The organism is Halogranum roseipondis (genome assembly GCF_059695585.1).
This window is the reverse complement of the sequence record NZ_JBUEED010000008.1, coordinates 362,364-382,474: the sequence shown is the minus strand read 5'-3', so window position 1 is coordinate 382,474 and position 20,111 is coordinate 362,364. Positions and strand designations below refer to the sequence as shown.

25 protein-coding genes and 1 pseudogene are annotated in these 20,111 nt (G+C 55.7%); 17 read left to right on the top strand and 9 right to left on the bottom strand.

Annotation, left to right across the window (positions count from 1 at the left end):
* Positions 1 to 105: 105 nt before the first annotated feature.
* Both EOHIBHHM_RS25735 and EOHIBHHM_RS25730 read right to left on the bottom strand, forming a co-directional pair.
* Positions 106 to 303: a hypothetical protein gene (locus EOHIBHHM_RS25735; RefSeq protein ID WP_497259030.1), complete on the bottom strand. Its 198-nt coding sequence runs from the start codon at positions 301 to 303 to the stop codon at positions 106 to 108.
* Positions 300 to 605 (bottom strand): hypothetical protein, encoded by a 306-nt coding sequence (locus tag EOHIBHHM_RS25730; protein WP_497259028.1) that lies wholly within the window; start codon positions 603 to 605, stop codon positions 300 to 302. Before EOHIBHHM_RS25730 ends, EOHIBHHM_RS25735 begins: the two co-directional genes overlap by 4 nt.
* 170 nt (positions 606 to 775) lie before the next feature.
* Here EOHIBHHM_RS25730 and EOHIBHHM_RS25725 point away from each other — a divergent pair, with 170 nt between their 5' ends.
* Positions 776 to 1,009: a FaeA/PapI family transcriptional regulator gene (locus EOHIBHHM_RS25725; protein WP_497259026.1), complete on the top strand. Its 234-nt coding sequence runs from the start codon at positions 776 to 778 to the stop codon at positions 1,007 to 1,009.
* Between the two features lie 49 nt (positions 1,010 to 1,058).
* On the opposite strand, the gene EOHIBHHM_RS25720 is transcribed toward EOHIBHHM_RS25725, so the two are convergent.
* On the bottom strand, positions 1,059 to 1,325 hold the full coding sequence (locus tag EOHIBHHM_RS25720; protein WP_497259801.1) for a winged helix-turn-helix domain-containing protein: 267 nt from the start codon (positions 1,323 to 1,325) through the stop codon (positions 1,059 to 1,061).
* Between the two features lie 322 nt (positions 1,326 to 1,647).
* On the opposite strand from EOHIBHHM_RS25720, the gene EOHIBHHM_RS25715 reads away from it, so the two are divergent.
* The 4 genes from EOHIBHHM_RS25715 (at position 1,648) to EOHIBHHM_RS25700 (ending at position 4,491) form a co-directional block, all read left to right on the top strand.
* The gene (locus EOHIBHHM_RS25715) at positions 1,648 to 2,376 is read left to right on the top strand and encodes a hypothetical protein (protein ID WP_497259024.1); all 729 of its coding nucleotides are present in this window, start codon (positions 1,648 to 1,650) and stop codon (positions 2,374 to 2,376) included.
* A gap of 308 nt (positions 2,377 to 2,684) precedes the next feature.
* A complete protein-coding gene (locus tag EOHIBHHM_RS25710) occupies positions 2,685 to 3,164 on the top strand; it encodes a homing endonuclease associated repeat-containing protein (RefSeq protein ID WP_497259022.1) in 480 nt (159 codons plus the stop codon).
* 90 nt (positions 3,165 to 3,254) lie between these two features.
* On the top strand, positions 3,255 to 3,449 hold the full coding sequence (locus EOHIBHHM_RS25705) for a DUF8139 family protein (RefSeq protein ID WP_497259020.1): 195 nt from the start codon (positions 3,255 to 3,257) through the stop codon (positions 3,447 to 3,449).
* A 514-nt stretch (positions 3,450 to 3,963) separates the two neighbouring features.
* A complete protein-coding gene (locus EOHIBHHM_RS25700) occupies positions 3,964 to 4,491 on the top strand; it encodes an HNH endonuclease (protein ID WP_497259018.1) in 528 nt (175 codons plus the stop codon).
* A 456-nt stretch (positions 4,492 to 4,947) separates the two neighbouring features.
* Here EOHIBHHM_RS25700 and EOHIBHHM_RS25695 read toward each other — a convergent pair whose 3' ends face one another.
* Positions 4,948 to 5,922, bottom strand: coding sequence for a polysaccharide deacetylase family protein (locus tag EOHIBHHM_RS25695; protein ID WP_497259016.1), 975 nt, complete (start codon positions 5,920 to 5,922; stop codon positions 4,948 to 4,950).
* 460 nt (positions 5,923 to 6,382) lie between these two features.
* On the opposite strand from EOHIBHHM_RS25695, the gene EOHIBHHM_RS25690 reads away from it, so the two are divergent.
* The 4 genes from EOHIBHHM_RS25690 to EOHIBHHM_RS25675 all read left to right on the top strand — a co-directional run bounded on the left by EOHIBHHM_RS25690 (position 6,383) and on the right by EOHIBHHM_RS25675 (position 8,655).
* The gene (locus EOHIBHHM_RS25690; RefSeq protein ID WP_497259014.1) at positions 6,383 to 6,781 is read left to right on the top strand and encodes a DUF7577 domain-containing protein; all 399 of its coding nucleotides are present in this window, start codon (positions 6,383 to 6,385) and stop codon (positions 6,779 to 6,781) included.
* A gap of 285 nt (positions 6,782 to 7,066) precedes the next feature.
* Positions 7,067 to 7,393 (top strand): CGCGG family putative rSAM-modified RiPP protein, encoded by a 327-nt coding sequence (locus EOHIBHHM_RS25685; RefSeq protein WP_497259012.1) that lies wholly within the window; start codon positions 7,067 to 7,069, stop codon positions 7,391 to 7,393.
* Between the two features lie 65 nt (positions 7,394 to 7,458).
* Positions 7,459 to 7,764, top strand: a complete 306-nt coding sequence (locus EOHIBHHM_RS25680) for a cupin domain-containing protein (protein ID WP_497259010.1) — start codon at positions 7,459 to 7,461, stop codon at positions 7,762 to 7,764.
* Positions 7,765 to 7,782: 18 nt separating this feature from the next.
* Positions 7,783 to 8,655, top strand: a complete 873-nt coding sequence (locus EOHIBHHM_RS25675) for a succinate dehydrogenase/fumarate reductase iron-sulfur subunit (RefSeq protein ID WP_497259008.1) — start codon at positions 7,783 to 7,785, stop codon at positions 8,653 to 8,655.
* Between the two features lie 313 nt (positions 8,656 to 8,968).
* Here the strand turns inward: EOHIBHHM_RS25675 and EOHIBHHM_RS25670 are convergent, their stop codons facing one another.
* The 5 genes from EOHIBHHM_RS25670 to EOHIBHHM_RS25650 all read right to left on the bottom strand — a co-directional run bounded on the left by EOHIBHHM_RS25670 (position 8,969) and on the right by EOHIBHHM_RS25650 (position 12,611).
* Positions 8,969 to 9,223, bottom strand: coding sequence for a hypothetical protein (locus EOHIBHHM_RS25670; RefSeq protein ID WP_497259006.1), 255 nt, complete (start codon positions 9,221 to 9,223; stop codon positions 8,969 to 8,971).
* 1,023 nt (positions 9,224 to 10,246) lie between these two features.
* On the bottom strand, positions 10,247 to 10,696 hold the full coding sequence (locus tag EOHIBHHM_RS25665; RefSeq protein ID WP_497259004.1) for a universal stress protein: 450 nt from the start codon (positions 10,694 to 10,696) through the stop codon (positions 10,247 to 10,249).
* Between the two features lie 80 nt (positions 10,697 to 10,776).
* Positions 10,777 to 11,736, bottom strand: a complete 960-nt coding sequence (locus tag EOHIBHHM_RS25660; protein ID WP_497259002.1) for a transcription initiation factor IIB — start codon at positions 11,734 to 11,736, stop codon at positions 10,777 to 10,779.
* Positions 11,737 to 11,913: 177 nt separating this feature from the next.
* A complete protein-coding gene (locus EOHIBHHM_RS25655; protein ID WP_497259000.1) occupies positions 11,914 to 12,252 on the bottom strand; it encodes a type II toxin-antitoxin system PemK/MazF family toxin in 339 nt (112 codons plus the stop codon).
* Positions 12,252 to 12,611 carry a MarR family transcriptional regulator gene (locus tag EOHIBHHM_RS25650; protein ID WP_497258998.1) on the bottom strand — a complete coding sequence of 120 codons (360 nt, stop codon included), beginning with the start codon at positions 12,609 to 12,611 and terminating at the stop codon, positions 12,252 to 12,254. The genes EOHIBHHM_RS25655 and EOHIBHHM_RS25650 overlap by 1 nt, the downstream gene beginning before the upstream one ends.
* 945 nt (positions 12,612 to 13,556) lie before the next feature.
* Here EOHIBHHM_RS25650 and EOHIBHHM_RS25645 point away from each other — a divergent pair.
* The 8 genes and pseudogenes from EOHIBHHM_RS25645 (at position 13,557) to EOHIBHHM_RS25610 (ending at position 20,109) form a co-directional block, all read left to right on the top strand.
* Positions 13,557 to 13,970, top strand: coding sequence for an ArsR/SmtB family transcription factor (locus EOHIBHHM_RS25645; protein WP_497258996.1), 414 nt, complete (start codon positions 13,557 to 13,559; stop codon positions 13,968 to 13,970).
* Positions 13,971 to 13,974: 4 nt separating this feature from the next.
* The gene (locus EOHIBHHM_RS25640) at positions 13,975 to 14,370 is read left to right on the top strand and encodes a VOC family protein (protein WP_497258994.1); all 396 of its coding nucleotides are present in this window, start codon (positions 13,975 to 13,977) and stop codon (positions 14,368 to 14,370) included.
* A gap of 250 nt (positions 14,371 to 14,620) precedes the next feature.
* Complete coding sequence (locus tag EOHIBHHM_RS25635) at positions 14,621 to 15,292, top strand: hypothetical protein (RefSeq protein ID WP_497258992.1); 672 nt, start codon at positions 14,621 to 14,623, stop codon at positions 15,290 to 15,292.
* Between the two features lie 456 nt (positions 15,293 to 15,748).
* Positions 15,749 to 17,032: pseudogene (locus EOHIBHHM_RS25630) on the top strand (tyrosine-type recombinase/integrase).
* Between the two features lie 573 nt (positions 17,033 to 17,605).
* Positions 17,606 to 18,073, top strand: a complete 468-nt coding sequence (locus EOHIBHHM_RS25625; protein WP_497258990.1) for a hypothetical protein — start codon at positions 17,606 to 17,608, stop codon at positions 18,071 to 18,073.
* Between the two features lie 141 nt (positions 18,074 to 18,214).
* A complete protein-coding gene (locus tag EOHIBHHM_RS25620) occupies positions 18,215 to 18,436 on the top strand; it encodes a hypothetical protein (RefSeq protein ID WP_497258988.1) in 222 nt (73 codons plus the stop codon).
* 292 nt (positions 18,437 to 18,728) lie between these two features.
* Positions 18,729 to 19,703 (top strand): DUF7983 family protein, encoded by a 975-nt coding sequence (locus tag EOHIBHHM_RS25615; RefSeq protein ID WP_497258986.1) that lies wholly within the window; start codon positions 18,729 to 18,731, stop codon positions 19,701 to 19,703.
* Positions 19,704 to 19,809: 106 nt separating this feature from the next.
* Positions 19,810 to 20,109 carry a helix-turn-helix domain-containing protein gene (locus tag EOHIBHHM_RS25610; RefSeq protein WP_497258984.1) on the top strand — a complete coding sequence of 100 codons (300 nt, stop codon included), beginning with the start codon at positions 19,810 to 19,812 and terminating at the stop codon, positions 20,107 to 20,109.
* Positions 20,110 to 20,111: the final 2 nt, after the last annotated feature.

Here is a 20,111-nt window from a genome sequence, read left to right as displayed (position 1 = left end):
GGAAACCGCACTAGAACCTAGCGCTTTGTGTACGCAAATGCAGATATATCCTATCTCTCGTTCTTACTAAGGGAGCGAATTAATCCAATACTGGACCTATCTCACTCAAGAACCTCTGCAGTCGTGCATCTCAATCCGCTCCGGCAACCCCACTGTCCCACACACGGGACACTCCACCAGCGGCGTCGGCGGCAACTCTTCGGTCGACTCCAACGCCGCGTGCAGATGCGCTTGCACCGCAGCATCCTCGGTCCGCGACAGTGCCTGCGACAGATGCATCTCTAGCTCTTCGCGCGCGCTCATGCGTGGGCCTCCTTGCGCTCTAAATCGGCCTGCAGGCCGAGCTGTGCAAGCTGGCCGGTCGAATTCCACCCACGCTCTTCGGCGACGAACGCCTGCCACTCTGCGAGTGGGCGGCCATCAAGCGGCTGGTAGTGATCTAACGTGCGCCCCTCGAAGACGACGACGGCGTCGGCGGGACGGTAATAATGATGGGTCGACCCCCTGGCGTCGACACCGAGGATGAACGAGCGGGCGAGGGCGTCGGTGAGATGGCTAGCTAGCGATGCGGTACGCTCTTGTGCGAGGGCTTTCGTAGTTGACATTGGTCTTCTGGTGCCTTTGGAAGACCGGTCCCGCGTGCGACAACACGCGGGCATTCTCACGCCCAAGAGGGACCCGTCTTCCTTACCAATTGCTACGTGCCAATGGGTGAAAAAGGTTTCCACATGCCACCAGGCAATAGGACTATCCGACACGGAATCAAGTGTACTGTATGGACCGTGAACGAGACAACCAAGGACGCTACTCGACACAGATTACACCACAGCGAGTCCTCGAAGTGCTTGTAGAGGCTGACACACCCGTCTTGACAGCAAAGCAGGTTGCCGAGTCAATCGGGTGCTCTGGTGAAGCTGCCAGACAGAAGCTCCAAGCACTCCATGAAGAGGGCAAAGTTGGGAAAATGAATGTCGGTGCCCGTGCTGTCGTATGGTGGCGAGAGGAGTAGCTAGATTTCGACGAACCCTCAGCAGGAGAAGTAAGGTTGCTTCTTCTGACTATGAGTTCTCATCCCGTTCCAGATCCTCAGCATCAAGCTCGCCGGCAAGGAATGCCCGACCAGAGTCACTCAGGCCATATAGCTCAGATTCGTCTTTTTCTAAAATGCCTGCGTCCATCAGCACACGACATCGTTTACTGGTGTACTGTCGGTCGTACCCGATGTTTACTGAGAGTACCTTTGGAGACACGAGGATATCGTGGGTCTCGAAGAACAGTAGAATCTCGTAATCGATTGGAGACATCCACGATACACGCTCAACCATCTCCTTGATGTGGCCTGTCATTCGTAAAAAGTGACCTCGGTGTGTCTTGGTTCTAACCACATTCGTAGTTCCTACAAAACTACGTTCGTCGTCAAGACTTATTACCGCCCTCCTTCTAATGAGATCCAACGGAAGCTACAGACAGATCTGACTGATTGTCGGATCCAGAATCAAGCGGACCCAGGTGCTGGAACACCGGCCCGCTGTGGCCTCCGTATCCAGACTACGGAAGCATGTCAGCAAACATTTCGCGGGGTATTGAATTCCCCGACCGACAGATCGCATCGGCTGCAAAATTTGAGAAGTTTACGGAGGGCACCCAATGAGCGCAACCACAAGTCCAGCCCTCGCCGACGAACTCGAGACGTTCAAGTCCCGTCTCGACGCCCTCGAAACGAAAAACGAGCAACTCGAAGCCCGCGTCGACGAGCTCGAAACCGAGAACCAAGAGCTCCAAGCCCGCGTCGACACGCTTGAAGCCGAAACCGACCAGCTCGAAGCGACCGTCGACGACCAGGCCGAAACGATCGAGTCCCACCACGCGGACCTCGCCGAGTCCAAAGCCCGCGTGCGCAAACTCGAAACGAACTACGAGTCAGCACACGAGCACCGCAAGCGCCTCCAACAGCAGTTCCACGAGTTGACCACCGACGACGTCGCCACGAGCGAGGACGTTGCATCACTCTCCCCACTCCAGCAGGTCGTCGCCTTCTCGAACAACGCCGTCCAGAAGCTCACGTCCAACGAAAAGCGGGCTCGCTACATCGCGAAGGGACTCTCTGACTACGCCAAGAAAGTCCCGGCGGGCTACTCGATCGACTCGGGGACGATTCGGAACGTCCTGCGCTCGAAGGACGACGAAAGCCCCCACCCGGAGACTGTTTCGCGAGTGATGGAGTTCCTCAATCGGTTCGGCAAAGACGAGACGAAGATCGTGAAACGCCGCGGCACCAAACGCGTCGTCTTCACCGAGCAGGCCGTCGCCGATCTCGAGTCGACGAACGAGAATTCGCGCAGTATCACAGACGTGGTGATGTGGTGGAGACAGTGAGGGTGTGATACCCGCCGAAACACACTAGGTACACGATAGGACACTGACACACCACGCCGGGACGCACGGTAGTACTAGCAGCAGCACTCGGGAAATCCTCGGTTGTTGTAGGAGTAGTAGGAGTGTATGAAACGAGTTTGAGTGGTTTGGTCGCTCGAGGCCGCTCACAACGGGTGTGATGAGACAGCTCCAAACGTACCCGACACTGACGAGCGTCGTACTTCCAAAGCCATCCATCTCACTGAATGCACCATCTACACATCTTGCCCGGGGATAGGGCTTTGTGACGAGCCGTAGTCTGTCAGAATATGTCTAGGCGGCGAACAAACGACGAGACCGTTGCCGAGTGTCTCAACGCCCTCCAGACTGCAGCTGCGCAGTTGGGCGAGACACCGACCAAGCTCGAATACAAGGTGCTCGGGTTGTCCCCATCGGCAAGTGTTATTGCACGTCGTTGTGGCTCGTGGGCTCATGCACTGTCTCTCGCCGATCTTGACCCGCCCTCTCGCAACCAGTACACCCGCAAGGATTGTCTGCAGGCGCTTCGAGATTTTGTAGACACGTACGGTGAGGAACCGACGATACAGAGTTACGAGCGGTCTGGATACAAACCCTCAGTGACAACCATCGCCGAGCGGTGTGGAAGTTGGTCAGAGGCCAAGGAACTAGCTGGTGTTGTCGACTCCGAGGACGTAGACAAAACGCCCGAAGAAGAGGCAGATGAGATGTTCGACCTGCTTGAGCAAGCAACGCCAGTCAACCACCACTCTGACTCCACACACGGCTAGGGTACCGACGTTCGTGTCCGATCTCACGTTCTCTGCTGATTACGTCACGACGACGCGTTACGAAGTCTGAAACGAGTTACGTTTCCTGATGTGACGGACCCGGATTATGAGCGGTATCACAGGGTGCATGGCCGCGTGGTTTCGATGTTGGATGACGATGCTGGGATGGCGACTGGGAAGGACAGGGATTCTGGGTTGTTCTGCGTGGAGTTGCAGTCGGGTGCGGAGGCGGATTTCCGGTCACAGGATTTACGGCCGCCAATTGACGACCCGCCGGAGTCGTGACGGATTCGTGTCGATAAGGGGAAACGTCTTGATCGGGGTGTGAGTGGGTCGATGTATGCCTGCGGATCGACTGCGGAGTATCGTCCCAATGTTTGGCGGGGCGACGCAGTACGTGGAGTCGTTAGATGCGGTTCTTGAGTTCGTTGTGACGCATCGCCCTTCGATGGATGAGTTAGTGGGGTGGCATCGCGGGTCGTTTGCGAACGTGTCGAGCCGCGACTCGATCCTGCGGCGCGTGTCGTACTTGGAGAACGTCGGGTTTTTGCGACGTGTTGGTGATGAGTGGCGGTTGGGTGAGGCTGGTCGAGAATACACGGCGGAGCACGACACTGGTGTTCTGCTTCGAGTCATGTGTGAGCGGAACGTTGGGTTGCGGAGTTTGCTGTACGCGTTGTCTGCGGGGTCGTTGACGATTTCGGAGATTAGTGACCAGCAGTTGGATACGCACCCAGAGTTAGGGTGGAGTCGCGGGGAGACGGACATGGCGAAGCAGCGTGCGAACTGGTTGCGGAGTATGGGTCTCGTCGAGAAACGCGGCGGCGAGTACGTGCTAACAGACGATGGCTGGGAGTTCGTCGATCACGCGGTCGGTGAGTGGCGTGATGCTGAGTGGACGTCTACAGCGGGGCGTCAAGAGTTCCATGCGGGGACGTACGAGACGACAGTGGTTGCGCGTGCTGTGGACCCGGAGTTCCGCGCAACAGTGTTGTCGCGGTACGACGGAACGTGCCCCGTGTCGGGCGTTGATCACCCGGTGTTGCTAGACGTTGCGCACATCTTGTCGTGGAGTGAACACCCGCAGCACCGCGCGGACGTGCGGAACGTTCTGCCGCTCAGTAAAACGCATCACGCAGCGTTCGACCGGGAGCTGTTCACTGTTGACCGTGAGTACCGGTTACGCGTGAACCCGGCGTTCGAAACGCGAAGCGACGTGCTGCAACGCACCATCATCGACCGCGCCGGCGAGTACCTCCCGCAACTCGACGACGCATTGAACCCTGAGTACGTCGCCCAGCACAACGCCGCGCTCGAATGGGTGTGAGTACGGTGTGCCTCGTTGGTCGAGGTGTCAGCTCTCGACTGAGTGTTCTAACGCCCATTCGACGGCCGCCGAAGAAACGACGACAGCAGAAGGAACCACAACAACAGAGGAGACGACGACAGCAGAAACAACACCAGATAATGGCACACCTACCGCAGCGGGTACAACAACTGCAGAAGGAACGCCAACCGAGGACACAACAACGACCGAGGCGTGACGACCCGGTATCACCGTCCTCCACTGGCTATCACGTCGTACTCCAAAATCGGTGTTAACGCATTCAGCAGCGCGACAGAGGAACTGCTCGCGCTCGCACTGCCGACTCACCAGAGATCTTGGCGACCTGCAAGGCACCGCACCAGACGAATCAAGAACAAAGACGCCGAATCCAAACACGCGTTCTTGTTCACTAATCACAAACGCGGAGCAAAGCAAACGCCCTCGCGAGAAGAGCCCTTAGCCGTCGATGAGCCCCGAGGGGGCAATCACGTCGACGTCTTTCTGTTCGAGGTGATCTAAGACGTTCTTGAAGTCGTCAACCGACGTCTCGTAGTCCTCACCGTCACCGATCGAGTGCCAAGTGACGACCGCCAGTTGATTGAACTCTTCAGCGAGGTTCAGGATGCGGCGTGTCCCCTGTGGGTCCTTCCCCATGATTCGCGAGATGGCGTGCATGTTACTCGGTTGCTGGGCGTTGTTCGGGCAGGCACCGAACATGAACCCCGTCTCGTGGTACTGCTCGACGATCTCCAGTGTCGTCTTGCTCACTCGGTTGTAGGGGGCGACAAAGTGACGCGCACCTTCTGGGAACCCCTTGAGGTCGAGGTAGTTGTACGCTTGCTGGATGATCCGCTGTTGTTTCGCTTTCGAGTACGCCGGCAACGGCTCTGGAGCCTGCGGATGAGCCATCATGTCCCAGCCAGCATCGCGCATCTCACGCATCTGCCCAGTCGTCAGATTGCCTTGGCTGTTGATGGCATCAGGAATCACAGCGACCCCGCCCGGCCAGCCGCGTTTCTGCAGTTCCTTGAACGCAACCTCGTATTGAGAGGTGACGGCGTCGTCGAACTGCAAGATGACCTTCCCTTTGTCGGGCTTGGGGATCTTTCGGAGGTCGTCAATGCGCACGTCGATCGGCTCGCCCTCTGGGGTCAAGACCATGAGCCGAAGTTCTTGAATCGCTTTCATTACCGGCTCGCCGGTTTTCCCGGTGTACCCCAGATCGATACGGACCCAGTCATTGAGTTCCTTGGGAATGAAGCGCTTGCTCGTGAGCATATCGCTGCGTGCCGGAGCGATGAACTCAGCAGCAATCTTCCCCCGCACTGGTTTTTCGAGTTTGACGGCGATCGATAGGTCGTGCTTGCGGAGATCAAGCCCCTCCGAGAACGATTTGTAGATCCCAGCGACGTCCCCGTTTTTGTTGGTCATGTGGACCGACTGGGTGCCCGCATACACATCTTCCGTGTCGGCTTTGATTGTCCCGCCAATCGTTCCCCAACGCGCGTCTTTCGTCCCGATATCCTCGAAGTCGTCGAGGAGTTCGCCACGGGTGAATGGCTGGTCTTGTTGTGTGGGTGTCTCGCTCGTATTTCCACTCGAGGTCGCTGAAGTGGTTGCCGTGGTCGTATTCGTTGGCGTGGTATTCGGTTCGGTTTGACCGGGGTCTCCCAAGCACCCGGCGACACCAGTCACGCCGACGGCACCAAGCGATGCGAGGACACTGCGTCGGGTCGATGAATCATTCATTACGCTTCGTTGGTAAATCCGCTCTGGAGATATATGAGACTGGTGCTAGTAAGCGACACTTACCAGTCTTTTCAAATGCCAGCAGAGGACTCCCCATCTTGCAGAAAGAAACTCCGCGCTACCGCCGCAAGTAGAGACAGTAATGGCTCGATGCTCCGAGTCGGCGTCTCGCGATTTACAGCCAGGGCGGAGAGTTATCTATCTGGCTTCCAAGGGTCTATCCATGGTATTGGTGGTCGTTCTCGGGAAGCCCTCTTGGATTCGATCTCTGTTGCCGAATCCATTCCCGATCTATGTGACGACCCTCGCTCTCGTGCTATGTCTGCTTAGTGTGCTCGTACTGTACTCAATTCGTAATCGACAGCACAGCTCCGCGACATCAGCTGGTCCACGGCATCAATCCAGATCTCCGCTCGATGAGTCTGTAATCGCGCCCTCGTCACTCCAGTGGGCCGTAGTGTGTCCAGTCTGTCACACAGTGAATGAGCCGGACTATCGGTTTTGTCGTCACTGCATTGCTGATTTGTCCCGATACAGATGACTGTCTGCGTTTTTCCAAGCGAGCGGGGCAGAAGGACAGAGAGTGACGACCTCGGTGTGACCAGACTCACATCCGTTTCGAGAGTTACTCATCCTGTGATGAGGATCGATAGACGTCGCGACTATTCTCGGTGATGGTATTGTTCCACACGAAGAGAGTGCTGGCAGCATCTGAGACGGTCCCGAGTAAATTGCTTGAAATAATGCTCCCTCGGAGTACGACGAGATCGTCTCGGAGAGATTCGCGACCCACCTTCTTTTGCTCACAGCGAACCTACAGATGTGTATGGCAACTGACTCTCACGATCACGACCATGGTCACGGCGACACGGAACCGGTCACTGACCGCACGCACGATAACTCGTGGTCGGCGAATCTCGAGAAGCCGCAGTACACAGACGATCGCTCCTTGCTCGAACAACACGCGATTGAAGCCATCGAACACACGACAAGCGGCCACCACGTCAATCTCGTTACTCACGAAGCACACGGTCATCCAGAGACGTATCTCTACGACGCGCTCGGCGACCGATTCGAGGAGGCGGACGTTCGCTGGGAGTACATCGAACAGTGTGGCTGTGGCGGCCACGTCGTTCGCGCGCACGTCGAATAGCGCCCGCGAACGAACCGAACGGCGGTTGCGACCTGTAAATCCATCCACCAACCAATTCGAACATCATGGTACATATCAAATCCCTACAGAAACTGGAAGGAAAACCACATGCAAACGCGTTTCCCGATGAGGAGCCGAAGACGATCCGATTGACCCTTTCGGAAGGAGAGCACGTTGAACCACACGCTCATCCGGATCGGGAAATCGTGCTCTATCTCATCTCTGGTGCCCTCGAACTCCAACTCGACGGGGAATCACACAACGTGAACCAAGGAGATGTGGTTCACTTCGATGGGGCGCAAGACATCTCTCCGGTTGCGAAGACGGACTGTACCGCATTGCTCGTTCTCGCTGCGAAACGAGAGACCTAACGCTTCAAGAGGGAACTCATGAGCACCCAGCAGCCATCATCGCCGACGAAAACCGGATCCGACACCGACGAGACGTCACAACAGCAACGGCTGGAACGGAAACGAGAGCGGGCGATGGCTACTCAATCACAGGCTGAAGCCGAACAGGCTGTCGACTCGGATACAGAACCGCTCCGTCTCAGGGTGTTCCGATACGATCCCGATGTGAAGTCCAAACAGGAACCCCGATTCGATGAGTTTACTATCCCCACCGAACGGGGAATGACCGTCCTCGATGCGCTCATTTACGCGAGAGATCAGTATGATTCGTCGCTCACGTTTCGGCATTCCTGTCGAATGGGTGTCTGTGGAAGTGACGGCTTGTTCATCAACGGCCGTCAGCGCCTCGGTTGTCAGACCCAGCTCTCGGATCTCGACGAACCGATTCGCGTCGAACCACTTCCTCACCAACCAGTCATCAAGGACCTCGTCGTCGACATGGATCCTTTCTACGACCGAATGGAGGCTGTCGAGCCGTTTTTTCAGCCCGACGAGCTTCCTGCTGGGAAACGAGAAGAGCAACGTCAGTCGCCCGAGAATCGCGAGAAGATCAAGCTGGCCTCGCGATGTATCCAGTGTGGCTGTTGTACGTCGTCGTGTAATCCGGCCCAGACTGATAGCGAGTACATCGGACCGGCGGCGATCGTCAAGGGGTATCGCTTCTACTTCGACGAACGAGAGGGGGAAGACGCCAAAGAGCGCCGGGTAGAACTCCTGGACAAGGAACATGGCGTCTGGCAGTGCCACACGCAATTTTCGTGTACTACCGTCTGTCCGAAGGATATTCCGATCACCGAGGAAATCCAGGAACTGAAGCGTGAATCAGTCAAACGAAATCTCAAATTCTGGTGAGAGAGAATATCGGGTGTGTTCTCGATACCAGTGTGTAAGCGCCACTCGAGAGGGACGTCTGCAACCCGAGACTGACGTGGGAACCGAGATGACCACTTCGGCTGTATGATCGACACCGATTAACCAACGAAATCGAGCGTGTTGGTTAATCGGCATCACGCCGATGCACAGCGACGGCAGCCAACGAGCCACTGCTAGAATCCAAGTAAACGTGACAAGGTCTCGGGCCAGTCGAACGTAGCGACCGCAGACGGGGAGATACGCTACAACCGAGAATGTGCGTCAAAAACGACGCCGGAGAACCACGCTCTGGTTACCGGCGGATCGACTGACCGACAACAACATGGATACCGCCACAGACACGTCGGAAGTGTGTCTCCTCGGCGACGTTGCGGCGTGCGATCGGCGTAAGACAGAGGACCTCGTTGTCTTCTGTTTCAACCCACTCTCTCCCCGTCTCGGTGTTCCAACACTGTGGTGTCCACACCCCGGATTCGAATCGCTCCCAGAGATCCACATCCCCGTAGTACTCTCCATCACTGCCGCGATAGATCGTCCCATCTCCCATGAGAAGTAGTCACGCACTTCTAGACAATAATACTTGTCACTATATTGATTTATCCGAGTAGTAGAACAATAATAGAAAATAAATATATGTTGAAAAATATGTTTGTTTTATTGACAATATAGCGAGATTGACGTCGACGACCATCTGGACGGTGTCCCGTTGAAAGCGTCGCTCACAGCACGGCCCAGCTGACAGCGAGTGAGTACGGAGTGTCGGCTCCTCGATGGCCCATGCTAGAGCATTTCAACAAGAGATGGAGGTTGTGAAAATCAAGAACATGCCCTCACACCACGTTTCCATTGTAAATCACGCGTTTATGGCAGAAAGGAGGCGTCACGCGATTAAATTACAAATCGCCCACTCTATCTGGACGGCACCAGACACGGTAGTCTAGCATGCATCTGTAACCCGACTGCAGACGGTCCGAGACCGTTATTCGAGTAGCCGGCGACGACGGTACCCCCCACCATGTCCGCATAATCTCGCAGCCGACGATGACACTCGGGATGAATCTCCCACTCCACTATGTCTGCTTAACACAGCAACCCAACTCCCACCTTGTGATCGCCTGATTTCTGCATTGAGGGATGGTTCTACTCTCGGGGCTGATTGAGACGCCACTTGACCAGGACGGCAAGCGGCTTGTTCGAGGGGCTAATATACGTTGATGAGGTATCGAAGCATTCCGCCGAAGGGTGGCTGTGCTCTTTAGATGTAGTCCCGAGGCGGTGGGTGCGGCCGACAGTCACTGTCTCAAGAAGCACAAACTATCGTCACCGCCAGAGACAGCCACGAGAGACGCTCATGATAAAGTAGATCCCGTCGACGAGTAGCAGCGAACAGATTGATAACGAACAGGCTCTCACATCTACCTGTGCGTCGGACGACGCACACCAGGTCTCTCGGCCCTAGAAGCACGCCCGGCGCTTTTCTCGTCGGTCGTGACACTCCGAACCATCGCCGGTCGCCAGCCACTCCCCTGGTGGTCGGCACTCCGTCTCGACCCTACGCGGTGAGAAACTGTCACTCAGCAAGCTGCACAGCCAGCACGGGAACCTCTGCAGTTCGAATTACCTTTTCAGCAACACTGCCCAGGAGATGGCGGTCGATTCCCGACCGCCCGTGAGTCCCAAGGACAATCAGATCGATGCCGTGGTCTGTTGCATACGACGTGATTTTCTCGTGGGGATGTCCATAGTCGACCACCTCTGTAGTCGTTGGGACACCAGCTTGGGTTGCCTGTGCCGCAACGGCCTCAACAAGTGTCTGCCCCTCCTCATCAAATTGTTCACGAAGCACATCCGCAGGGACCCCACCCGCTGCTGGGGTTGCAGAGAGACCAACCACCGATTGGTCGACAACGTGAAGCACGTGTAACTCTGCGTCATACGTTTTTGCATGTTCAATCGCCTGCTCGACAGCGGTTTCTGTCCCCTCACTGCCATCCGTCGGAAGGAGGATTCGGTCGTACATTGGGGGACCCTTCGGAATCATGCGGGAAGTGTTCACTGGCCAACCAGCTGGCTGTGAAATTGCTTTCGAGCAACTGCTACTCAGTGAATCCCCATTGCTTCGATTTGTTCTTGATACCGATTCCGTATCGTTACCTCAGTCACTTGCGCCACGTCGGCCACTTCTTGTTGTGTCCGCTTCTTGTTACAGAGGAGTCCTGCTGCGTACAGTGCTGCCGCCGCAAACCCGGTTGGTGACTTTCCGGAAAGGAGTCCTTGCTCAGCCGAGCTGTCGATAATCTCGTTTGCCTTCTGCTCGACTTCTTCAGGGACATCCAATTCGGACGCAAATCGTGGTACGAAATCTTTCGGGTCAACTGGCCGCATCTCCAGGCTCAACTCTTGGGCGAGATACCGATAGGTGCGAGCAATCTCTTTGTAGGGAACCCGCGAGACGTCGGCGACTTCATCAAGACTGCGTGGAATCCCCTCCTGACGGCAGGCCGCATACAGACAGCCCGTGGCGACCCCCTCGATCGACCGTCCACGGATCAAATCCTCGTTGAGGGCGCGCCGATAGATGACCGAGGCAACTTCACGTGTCGACCGCGGCACGCCGAGTGCCGAAGCCATCCGGTCCATCTCCGACAGCGCGAACTGGAGATTGCGCTCGCCAGCGTCCTTCGTGCGGACGCGCTCTTGCCACGTTCGCAGCCGACTCATCTGCTCGCGCTTTTTCGAGGAGAGTGAATTCCCGTAGGCGTCTTTGTTCTTCCAGTCTATCGTCGTCGTCAACCCCTTGTCGTGCATCGTCTGGGTAGTTGGCGCCCCAACACGTGATTTCGAGTCGCGCTCGCTGGCGTTGAACGCCCGCCACTCTGGGCCGTGATCAATCGCCTGTTCGTCAAGGACGAGCCCACAGTCCTCACACAGCAGTTCGTCACCGTCCTGAATGATTGCCTCCGATTCGCACTCCGGACAGGTCTGTGTTGCTGACTGTTGATCAGTCGCTGTCTCCTCTGCTTCGGATGTGGTAGTACGCTGTGGCGAAGAGTTGACCATTGACACTGATTCAATCGCCCGAAACAAAAGGGCTGGGCCGACAGAATTGGCGAGTCGGACTGCATCTCGGGAAAGTGTTCATCCTATACACCGAACCCAACTATCACGCGGCCCAGACACACCACCACTTCCAGTGTTCTGAGCGATCGTCATGGCGAAGGAGAGATTAACGGCTACTCAGTCCTCAACGTCGATGTAACCTATCAGTCGCTCAACTGCTGTCTCAAGCGGTTGGCTCCTAACAGCCGTCACATAGCGTTCGATGTCTTTCCTCTCAATGGTCGCAACCGACCACGGCATGATGTGTGACTGCATCGACAGGGGCGCATCGTCGTAGTCATCTTCGCGAAGTGAGAGTGCTTCGTCGTGGTACGTCTTTGACGTGAGTGCGAGACAGATGTACTGTTCGCCGTGAAACGGAGCCTCGGAATTCCCGATGATGAGCCAAGGACGACCCTCATCACCGTCTTTGAACGGATCAGCAGCCCAGATAATCGCGCCTTGTTCGAGCAGCACTACTCCAGCTCCTGGCTGGCTTCCGTAGCCCACTGATCTGGGTCTTCCTCACCATATCGTTCATCGAGCCGCTTTGTCGTGGCGTGCAGTCGATGGGCATCGTACAGTCGGTCTTGATCGTCAGTAATGGCCCAGTAAGGCTCCTTGTGGCGAACGAGGCCACGGCTCTTGAGCCGGCTAAGAAGCGTACTCACCGAGTCAGGGTTGACCCCCGCTCGCTCAGCGATGACCTTCGCCTTCCACGCCTGGTCACTGTGTGTCGCAAGGAACTCGACAATCTTCTCAGTATCTGTCTTAGAAGCAAACTCGTCAGAGTCAGCCTCCTCGAACCGGCGAATATCAATGCTATCAGCGCCCATAGTCGTACCTTGGTGTTCCTTTGTTAAACTGTTTGTGCTGTTCCCTATGTTCGCTACTCTTCTGCGCCAAAGTCCACCCATCCATTGCACGGCCCGGAGCAGCGGCGTGCAGGTTCCAGTCTGCACAGAGCAGGCGGAAGTAGGGGGCTGGTCCCCTAACCCGCAACGCCAGGCCGCAAGGAGCCGACTCCGGAGGTTCCTATCACGAGTATGCTTGGTCCGCGTGTCGCCGGATACGGAGGCCAATAGGATGATTGAGTATTACTCGACTCTGGGCGGCCCCTGTCATGTCAAGTGATCAAGCAGCCGGCGACGACGGACACTCCACTGTGTCCGCATAATCTTCCTCGCGAAAATGAAAATCACACACAGCCCTCTCTCGTAGAGAGATGCAAGTAAGGGAGCCAACTGATTATCCAAATAAATATATCAAACACCACCATCAGTATTTGAGACCATACGTCGTGCTTAACCTGAAATTGGTTATATCCCCCTGATAACAGATTTTGAGCACTCCGAGGGATTATTCCTCTGCATTAAGAGAATAAAAGAATTCATCATACTAATCTTACTGTCAGGGATGGAAATTTACAGGTACCCCATACAATCCGGTAGTGTGATCGAAGTTTCCAAGATACTGGGTTAATCACTCAAGGTACATGGTTTGTTCCTCCGGGATGGGACGCCGGTGCGTGAACAGAAATTCACCTATGCGGGCTTTCCCGGATGCCACCCGAGCGGCATCCGGGCTGTCTCGCCCAAGTCTCGGCTTCCTACGCACTCGGACCAGTCAGCACAACGTGCTCTCGGGCACGGAACTCAGGTCGGTCTCTTGCGCCCCATACTTTGTTCACGCGCTCTATGGGTAGCAGAATTTCCATCGAGTCAGCACGCCCGTAGAAACCTCATCGAACGGTGTCAGAAACCGTGTGCAAGACTTAGAGAGTGTATGCAGCAGCGCGATATCTACAGGACGTTGCTGTTGAAGCCCCCGCCGGTAGGTTTATCTATACATGCAACTGTCTGTTTGCATGGTGTCCCGTGACCTCGAATGACGGCGTGTTCCGGGCGCTGGCCGACAATACCCGGCGGTTGATTTTAGAGGAACTGACGGACAACAGCGGACAGACGCTCTACGAACTCTGCACGCGGCTCATCATGGAGCATGATGTCGACATGACTCGACAGGGAGTGAGCAACCACCTCGACGTTCTCGAGGAGGCTGGACTTGTCGCTTCGACCCGGCGGGGCAAGTACAGAGTTCTGGAGTTCGCGGGGACAGATCAGGTCAACGCGGCCGCAGCCTGGCTTGACAGCCTGACCGAGAACGACACCAACACAGAAACCGAGAGGAGTTAATGAAATGGAAATTACCGTAACAAACGTACACGTTGATGACCAGCAGAAGGCCCTGGATTTCTACACGAACGTCCTGGGCTTTGAGAAGAAGACAGATGTCCCGGCGGGCGGGGCGAGATGGCTAACCGTGGTTGGGCCCGAGTCGCCCGACGGCGTTGAGCTACTCCTAGAACCAACGGGGAGTTCAGAGGTAGCTGAGGCGCTGGAAACCTATCGCGATGCGCTCGTCACCAACGGCATTCCTTGGACGCAATTCGGGTGCAAGGACGTAGAGGCTGAATACGACCGGCTGAGCGAGCAAGGCGTTGAATTTACCCAAGAGCCGATGACCGCCGGGGGCGTCACGCTGGCCGTCTTCAATGACACATGCGGAAATCTCATCCAAATTATCCAGCAATAAGTTCCCGATTGGATGAATTGGTTTTTAGATTGGCGTGAACCACATGGGTCTATCTACCGCCCAGTTCGCTACAACCGACCGTGCAAGATACGCGCGCTCTATTCAGTACGCCCGTAGAAACCTCACCGCATGCTGTCAGAAGCGGCGTGCAACACTTAGAGTGTGAGTTCAGCACAGTAGGAGGGTTGATTTCACCACTGGAATGTCTGTCATAGAAAGAATTGTGTTCCCTCAGTTAGAGATTCGATACATGCCCTCCCTCGGCCCTCAGTCTCGTCGCTTTGCACTCGCGTTGATCGGTGTACTCTTCCTCCTCGCAGCAGTTTTTGCACCGTTCGGGACTGTCGCTTGGACGTATGAGTACAACGCAAATCAAGTCACTCCCGACGACCCACAACTCGCCGGAATACTAGGCTGGGCGGACAAGACCTCCTTCTGCTACGATGAGTCTGATGAATGCGAACTCGCGAATCGGGTCAAAGATGACGGTCCTCGTATCGTCTCTGACGAAGCATACCGTGCTGCCCATGGCTTTGGTCCAGAAAAAGAACTCATCATATTCCGCAACGCCGAGACGAGATTCTACCGGTCGAATATCACGTTCTACGATAACGATACCACGAAGGTTGATCTCGTTCTGGTCTCAAACGCTACTGCTCTTGAACTTGCATCTACTTCCTTCAGGCGCTTCCCAAGGGGTGTCCAGCGAGTTGTTGAGGAGGGAACCGTCCATACAAACTCTCCACTGACCGGCTTCGCATACTGGGACGAGACCCACGCTATTGTTGCCCATGAGGGCGCGTACTACGAACAAGGGGCGTACAGATATCGAGGGACGGAGGATGGTATTGCTGAGTTCTTACGGATCACTTCTCTGGCCGTTGGAGCAATCCTCTGTTTCCATGCTGGCCGGATCGAGTGAAGCATCGACAAAGGCCAACTTATCGACTAACCTCTACAAGACTCGCGCCTTCTATTCAGCACGGCCATAGAAACCTATCATCGACAGAGGGTTTCAACAGAGCCGCTTGGATAATATTCTTCCTGCGTTTTGACGTAGACGTCGCTGCTGCAGCCCCTCGATCCAGCAGACTTCATCGATCCTTCGACTTGAGGTTGCGAGGTCAATTTCGTTGCTTCAAAAAGCACAAATTCGCTGCAGACTCTGTGTAGCGATATACAGTTTATTCTTCACAGGCATATCTTCACTGCATTTACTGTGTGTTTAGCAGACTGGAGAGGTCTGCTAAATCCACAAAACTATAAGAAAACCGAATGAAACGCTGAACACTCAGAACATGCCACACTCAGAAACACCACCACACGCAGCGAGTGGGCTACTACCTCGGAATCTTCGCTCTCAAAGGAGACCATCGCGATGAGTGAGTCAGCGGAAGAACCGAAACTCACGCCCTCGTTCGACGACGTCCGCTGGACAACCTGTTCCCTCGAGGACTTCACAGAGCTGTACTAGGACGAAATCGCGCCCTGTCTCGAAGCAGCAGGCATTGATTCGACGAGCGAAAAGCCGACCCATCAGTGGTTTCGAGATCACGACGCTCAGGCATACCTTGCCGCACTACGGCGCCAGCATGACCGGCCCTTTGACGAGTTCTGGACTGAGGACCTCGGGCTCGGCGACGACGACGAGGGCTACACGTGGGCCACTACAGACGAACAAACGATTGATGCCCTCGAACGGTTTCTCGACCGCCGACAATCACGGTACAGCCTCGCGACGTCGTCCGTCGAAACCCTCCGAACGCGGCTGAACCTGTACGTACGTGCCTACCGAGAAGCGAACGATACGGATAACCTCCTCACACCGATTCAGCGCGACGGAGACGCTCCGGCCTACGAAGCCGTCGATGCGTGCTATGCAGCGTTCGATTGGTTGAACGAGGAGGCAGATCGTGCCTACAGCGCTCAGACGCTCCAGCGTGTCCGGCGCATCGTCGACGCCTGGTATCAACACTTGGTCGGGCGACGCGTCGCCGCGATGAACCCAGCGAGCGGACTCTACGACGAGTTCAAGTGGGAACTTGAGGAGTCGTCGACGCCAGCACTCTCCGCAGCCCACATTCGGAAGTTGATGCAGGTCACAACGACGGCGCGAGAACGGCTGTTGGTCGTAGCACTTGCGGGCTGGGGACTCCGCGCAAGCGAGGCCGCAGCACTCCACGTCTCGCAGTTCAATCGTGATGTTGCCGACGACGACGTCCCCTACATCGCTTTCGAGAATCGCAAGAACGGTCCCGGAGAAGTCTCGGTGCTGTTCGGTTTGGACGTTCTGGACGCACGAATCGACGAGCTAGCAGGCGATGAGACGTGGACAGGGTACGTCTTCCCGTCGTCACAAGGTGAAACACCCCACGTGACACGAGACACCATCCGGAACTGGTTCCAAACGCTCGCCGCCGACGCCGATCTCCCAGAGCGTATCGACGGCGAGCGTCCGAGTCCACAGCTGTGTCGGCGCTTCTGGTACGACACGTACACGGCAGTCCTCGAGGGCGTGCTCGAAGGTGTCGAAGAAATCGCCGCAGAGCAAGGCAGTAGCGACCCCCAAGTCGTGATGCAGAACTATCTCTCTGACTCGCGGTCGCGACGGGTACGCCGTGAGTTTATGCGCGAGCAGTTGACCGAGGCGTTCGGGGAGTGAACTTCATCCAGCAATCAATACTACCGGTTTCCTCCGTCGAATCATACAGATACGGACAATAGCTGCGTGCTGAATATAGAGAGTAAGTTCAGCACTACGAGTCGAATCAACCGGAGTTTCATATGTCTGGTATTCGGACGTAATCTATGAGTGAAAACCTGGAACGTCCCCTCTGGGTACTTGTGATTCTAATCGCGTTGCTCGTCATCTCACAGACAACGGTTGTCCCCCGAAACCAATTACTCGGGACTATCGGCCTCGTCGCCGGTAGTGTCTCGATTGGGTACGCCGTCTCTCAAATCACTTCGATTCGCTGACTGACTTGCGCCCTACATTCAGCACGAAGATCTCAATAGGTGAGAATCTTGTTACGTTGTGAGGTCCAAAAACTTCCACAAATCGATATTAGCTAATAACGTTATCCACCCTTTCGATTGCAGCGAGACTGCTGTCTATCGGGTCGCCGCTGAGATCTGCCACTATTGGTGCGGCCTCGTTGTCGCTGGGGAAGTGTTCTGTCTCCTAACTGCACAAAATAGATAAGACAGTAGCTATGGTCTGTGTTAACAAACAATGTTCGTTGAGAGAATACCCATCGCGCAACCAGCGCCGTTGACACGGCTATTTACCACTGTACAGTGGACTCTCACCGCGCTTCTCCTCTATTTCACCCTTGGAAGCGCGCTCGTCCTGGGGGTGAGTAAGATCACCACGCTGTCAGTGAGGACACTCCTCTTCTGGCATCCTGAGTTCCTCCCGGTCACGGTACTGACCGCCGTCAGTACTGGCGCCGTCTGTGGCGCATTCTGGCCAGTGTTCAACGGTGATTCCGAGCAGCGAGAGATCGACCTCCTCGGCCCCCGATATTACTGTGCGATGGGACTCGCTATTGGAACAGCGTTTTTCATACCAGTATCTCTTATCGGTGTGTTTGCTGTGGCAGACTGGTTGACGAACGCGCTCGCTCTCGGTGGCATTCTCTTGGTCTGTGTCTACACATACGCCTACGACATCGGAGCCGTGTCAGAGAGTTCTACATAGAGTCCCGGTAGGCTTTGAGTGAACGTCGACCACCACTGCCACTGACGAGTCGTCGTTCAGTTGGTCATCTCAAGTGATTCTCCTGACGAGAGTTCGAGACAACCCCAACAGTCTCAGTGGACGCCGACAGAGAGACAGATAATGCGGAACCCGTCGACCCCGCTGACGCCGTCACAACAAGCTGCGTTCGAACAAATCACCCAGGGCATTGGGGAAGAGGACGAGTCAATAAAACCGGAGACAGCAGTTGAGTTCATCACTGACGGTGGATTCGAACGGCCAGAGGCGCAGGACCTCCTCGAACAGTTGTTGTTGAAGGGGTATCTGTACGAATCCAAGCACGGTCTCAAGATTACCGATTGAAGTCGAGACGAATTCGGAATCTGTGCTGTTTCCTGGAGAACCAGCTCTCGACAACAACAAGTACTCGTCAGCGCGTTAACCAACAGGTCGAATCAGGGTGGGTCGTGTTGGTTAATACGTTACCGCTAACCGACGGTAACACACCACCGTTTCCGGAGCTCTGGCAGAAGAGCGGGCAGCACAGTCGTCACCAGAGCAGCGAAATTGGAGTGATATCGATCACCGAACCCGTACAGACTACCGTCCAGAATAGCGGCCGAGATGTTTTATCGCCGGACGGCAAGTGTCACGTATGCCATTCACTGGGAGTTGGCACACGCTGCTCGAGGAATGCGACGCGCTTCCCGATGAAGCGACACTCGTGACGCCGCTCACAGACAAACGGTTCCGCATTACTGACAGCCAAGCGCACCGCATCATTATCGAGTTCGTCGAATCAGAGACCTCACAACCGCTGCAGCGCGAGCAGTTCGCGACACTTGCCGAGCGGATTGGTGAAATCGGTGGCACATTCGATCTGAGTCGACTCCCACCCGATGCCGAACCCTATGCAGCAGTTCTCAGCTTACATCCACGCTACGAGTGCGACGAGCGGACGGAGACGATTACTGAAACCGACGACCCGACGAGTTCACAGTTGGTCGAGAGTCGCCCCGCTGCCACCGAAAGTGAGCGTGTCGAACCAGACCTTGACGTCTATGCCGATATGCTCCTTCTCATCGACGCCCTCGAGCGCCACGACTCAACGACACTCGAAGACTGTGAGACACCGGTGCTCATCAACCTCTACACGCTCTGTTCGGATGTCCAGCACAACGCTGGTGATCTCCGTCAGTCGGTCCGTGAACTCCTGCTTGACCGACTCCACCATGACCAACCCGTCCACGGCCAATACGGATCCGTCCAGCGGACGACACGGCATAATCGCACCCTCAAAGACGATGAAGAGGTACTGCGTGTGCTCGAAGAGGCGGGTGTTCCCCGAGAGCAAGTGCTGGGTGTTGACCGCGCGAAAGTCGACGACGCACTCGACGTGACTGGCCTGTCAGAGGCAGCAGTCTACAATATCGAAGAGAGTGCATACGTCCGCAAAGCCGACGTCGACGAAGAACACAAGGAAACCCGGCTGCAGGGACTCAAAGACCGACTTGCAGGCAGTGACGAGCCGGAAGCCGAGCAGTTACGTCACGAGGTCGAGGAACTCGAACAACGCATCGAAGATCTGACCGAGTTCACACCTGGGACGGAAGTTGGCACACGCTCCTAATGGAGTAGTTCCGTCAGTGGAGGAGTCAAGCAGCGCAGTTTCTATAGGGAGAAACGTAGTCCCAGTGTTGGGAAACGTATTTTCGATGTGGTCTCTAAGAACGCCTATGAGCGATTCCGAGACAAGTAATGGTGATGTCACAGTCACCGACGAAGATGTGCTGGAGGTGTTCAATGCGATTGAGCCGCCGGCAGCGACGACGAGCAACATCGCAAATATCCTCGGCTGCTCGACGGATACGGCACGTCGCCACTTAGAGGCGCTCTCTGATCGTGGTCTCGTAAAACGGAAGAAAGGCGGGTCGGTGATTCTGTGGTGGCGGCCTCGTGAGGATGTGAAGCCACCGACGCCTGTAGACGGACCAGAGACGAACGCACTTGAGGAAACAGAAGCCTCGCTAAACTAACT

Excerpts from the sequence above, each read along its gene's own strand:
- EOHIBHHM_RS25735 (WP_497259030.1), bottom strand. The coding sequence starts at position 303 with ATGAGCGCGCGCGAAGAGCTAGAGATGCATCTGTCGCAGGCACTGTCG.
- EOHIBHHM_RS25730 (WP_497259028.1), bottom strand. The coding sequence starts at position 605 with ATGTCAACTACGAAAGCCCTCGCACAAGAGCGTACCGCATCGCTAGCT.
- EOHIBHHM_RS25725 (WP_497259026.1), top strand. The coding sequence starts at position 776 with ATGGACCGTGAACGAGACAACCAAGGACGCTACTCGACACAGATTACA.
- EOHIBHHM_RS25720 (WP_497259801.1), bottom strand. The coding sequence starts at position 1,325 with ATGGTTGAGCGTGTATCGTGGATGTCTCCAATCGATTACGAGATTCTA.
- EOHIBHHM_RS25715 (WP_497259024.1), top strand. The coding sequence starts at position 1,648 with ATGAGCGCAACCACAAGTCCAGCCCTCGCCGACGAACTCGAGACGTTC.
- EOHIBHHM_RS25710 (WP_497259022.1), top strand. The coding sequence starts at position 2,685 with ATGTCTAGGCGGCGAACAAACGACGAGACCGTTGCCGAGTGTCTCAAC.
- EOHIBHHM_RS25700 (WP_497259018.1), top strand. The coding sequence starts at position 3,964 with ATGGGTCTCGTCGAGAAACGCGGCGGCGAGTACGTGCTAACAGACGAT.
- EOHIBHHM_RS25695 (WP_497259016.1), bottom strand. The coding sequence starts at position 5,922 with ATGACCAACAAAAACGGGGACGTCGCTGGGATCTACAAATCGTTCTCG.
- EOHIBHHM_RS25690 (WP_497259014.1), top strand. The coding sequence starts at position 6,383 with ATGGCTCGATGCTCCGAGTCGGCGTCTCGCGATTTACAGCCAGGGCGG.
- EOHIBHHM_RS25685 (WP_497259012.1), top strand. The coding sequence starts at position 7,067 with ATGGCAACTGACTCTCACGATCACGACCATGGTCACGGCGACACGGAA.
- EOHIBHHM_RS25680 (WP_497259010.1), top strand. The coding sequence starts at position 7,459 with ATGGTACATATCAAATCCCTACAGAAACTGGAAGGAAAACCACATGCA.
- EOHIBHHM_RS25675 (WP_497259008.1), top strand. The coding sequence starts at position 7,783 with ATGAGCACCCAGCAGCCATCATCGCCGACGAAAACCGGATCCGACACC.
- EOHIBHHM_RS25670 (WP_497259006.1), bottom strand. The coding sequence starts at position 9,223 with ATGGGAGATGGGACGATCTATCGCGGCAGTGATGGAGAGTACTACGGG.
- EOHIBHHM_RS25665 (WP_497259004.1), bottom strand. The coding sequence starts at position 10,696 with ATGTACGACCGAATCCTCCTTCCGACGGATGGCAGTGAGGGGACAGAA.
- EOHIBHHM_RS25660 (WP_497259002.1), bottom strand. The coding sequence starts at position 11,736 with ATGGTCAACTCTTCGCCACAGCGTACTACCACATCCGAAGCAGAGGAG.
- EOHIBHHM_RS25650 (WP_497258998.1), bottom strand. The coding sequence starts at position 12,611 with ATGGGCGCTGATAGCATTGATATTCGCCGGTTCGAGGAGGCTGACTCT.
- EOHIBHHM_RS25640 (WP_497258994.1), top strand. The coding sequence starts at position 13,975 with ATGGAAATTACCGTAACAAACGTACACGTTGATGACCAGCAGAAGGCC.
- EOHIBHHM_RS25635 (WP_497258992.1), top strand. The coding sequence starts at position 14,621 with ATGCCCTCCCTCGGCCCTCAGTCTCGTCGCTTTGCACTCGCGTTGATC.
- EOHIBHHM_RS25625 (WP_497258990.1), top strand. The coding sequence starts at position 17,606 with ATGTTCGTTGAGAGAATACCCATCGCGCAACCAGCGCCGTTGACACGG.
- EOHIBHHM_RS25620 (WP_497258988.1), top strand. The coding sequence starts at position 18,215 with ATGCGGAACCCGTCGACCCCGCTGACGCCGTCACAACAAGCTGCGTTC.
- EOHIBHHM_RS25615 (WP_497258986.1), top strand. The coding sequence starts at position 18,729 with ATGCCATTCACTGGGAGTTGGCACACGCTGCTCGAGGAATGCGACGCG.
- EOHIBHHM_RS25610 (WP_497258984.1), top strand. The coding sequence starts at position 19,810 with ATGAGCGATTCCGAGACAAGTAATGGTGATGTCACAGTCACCGACGAA.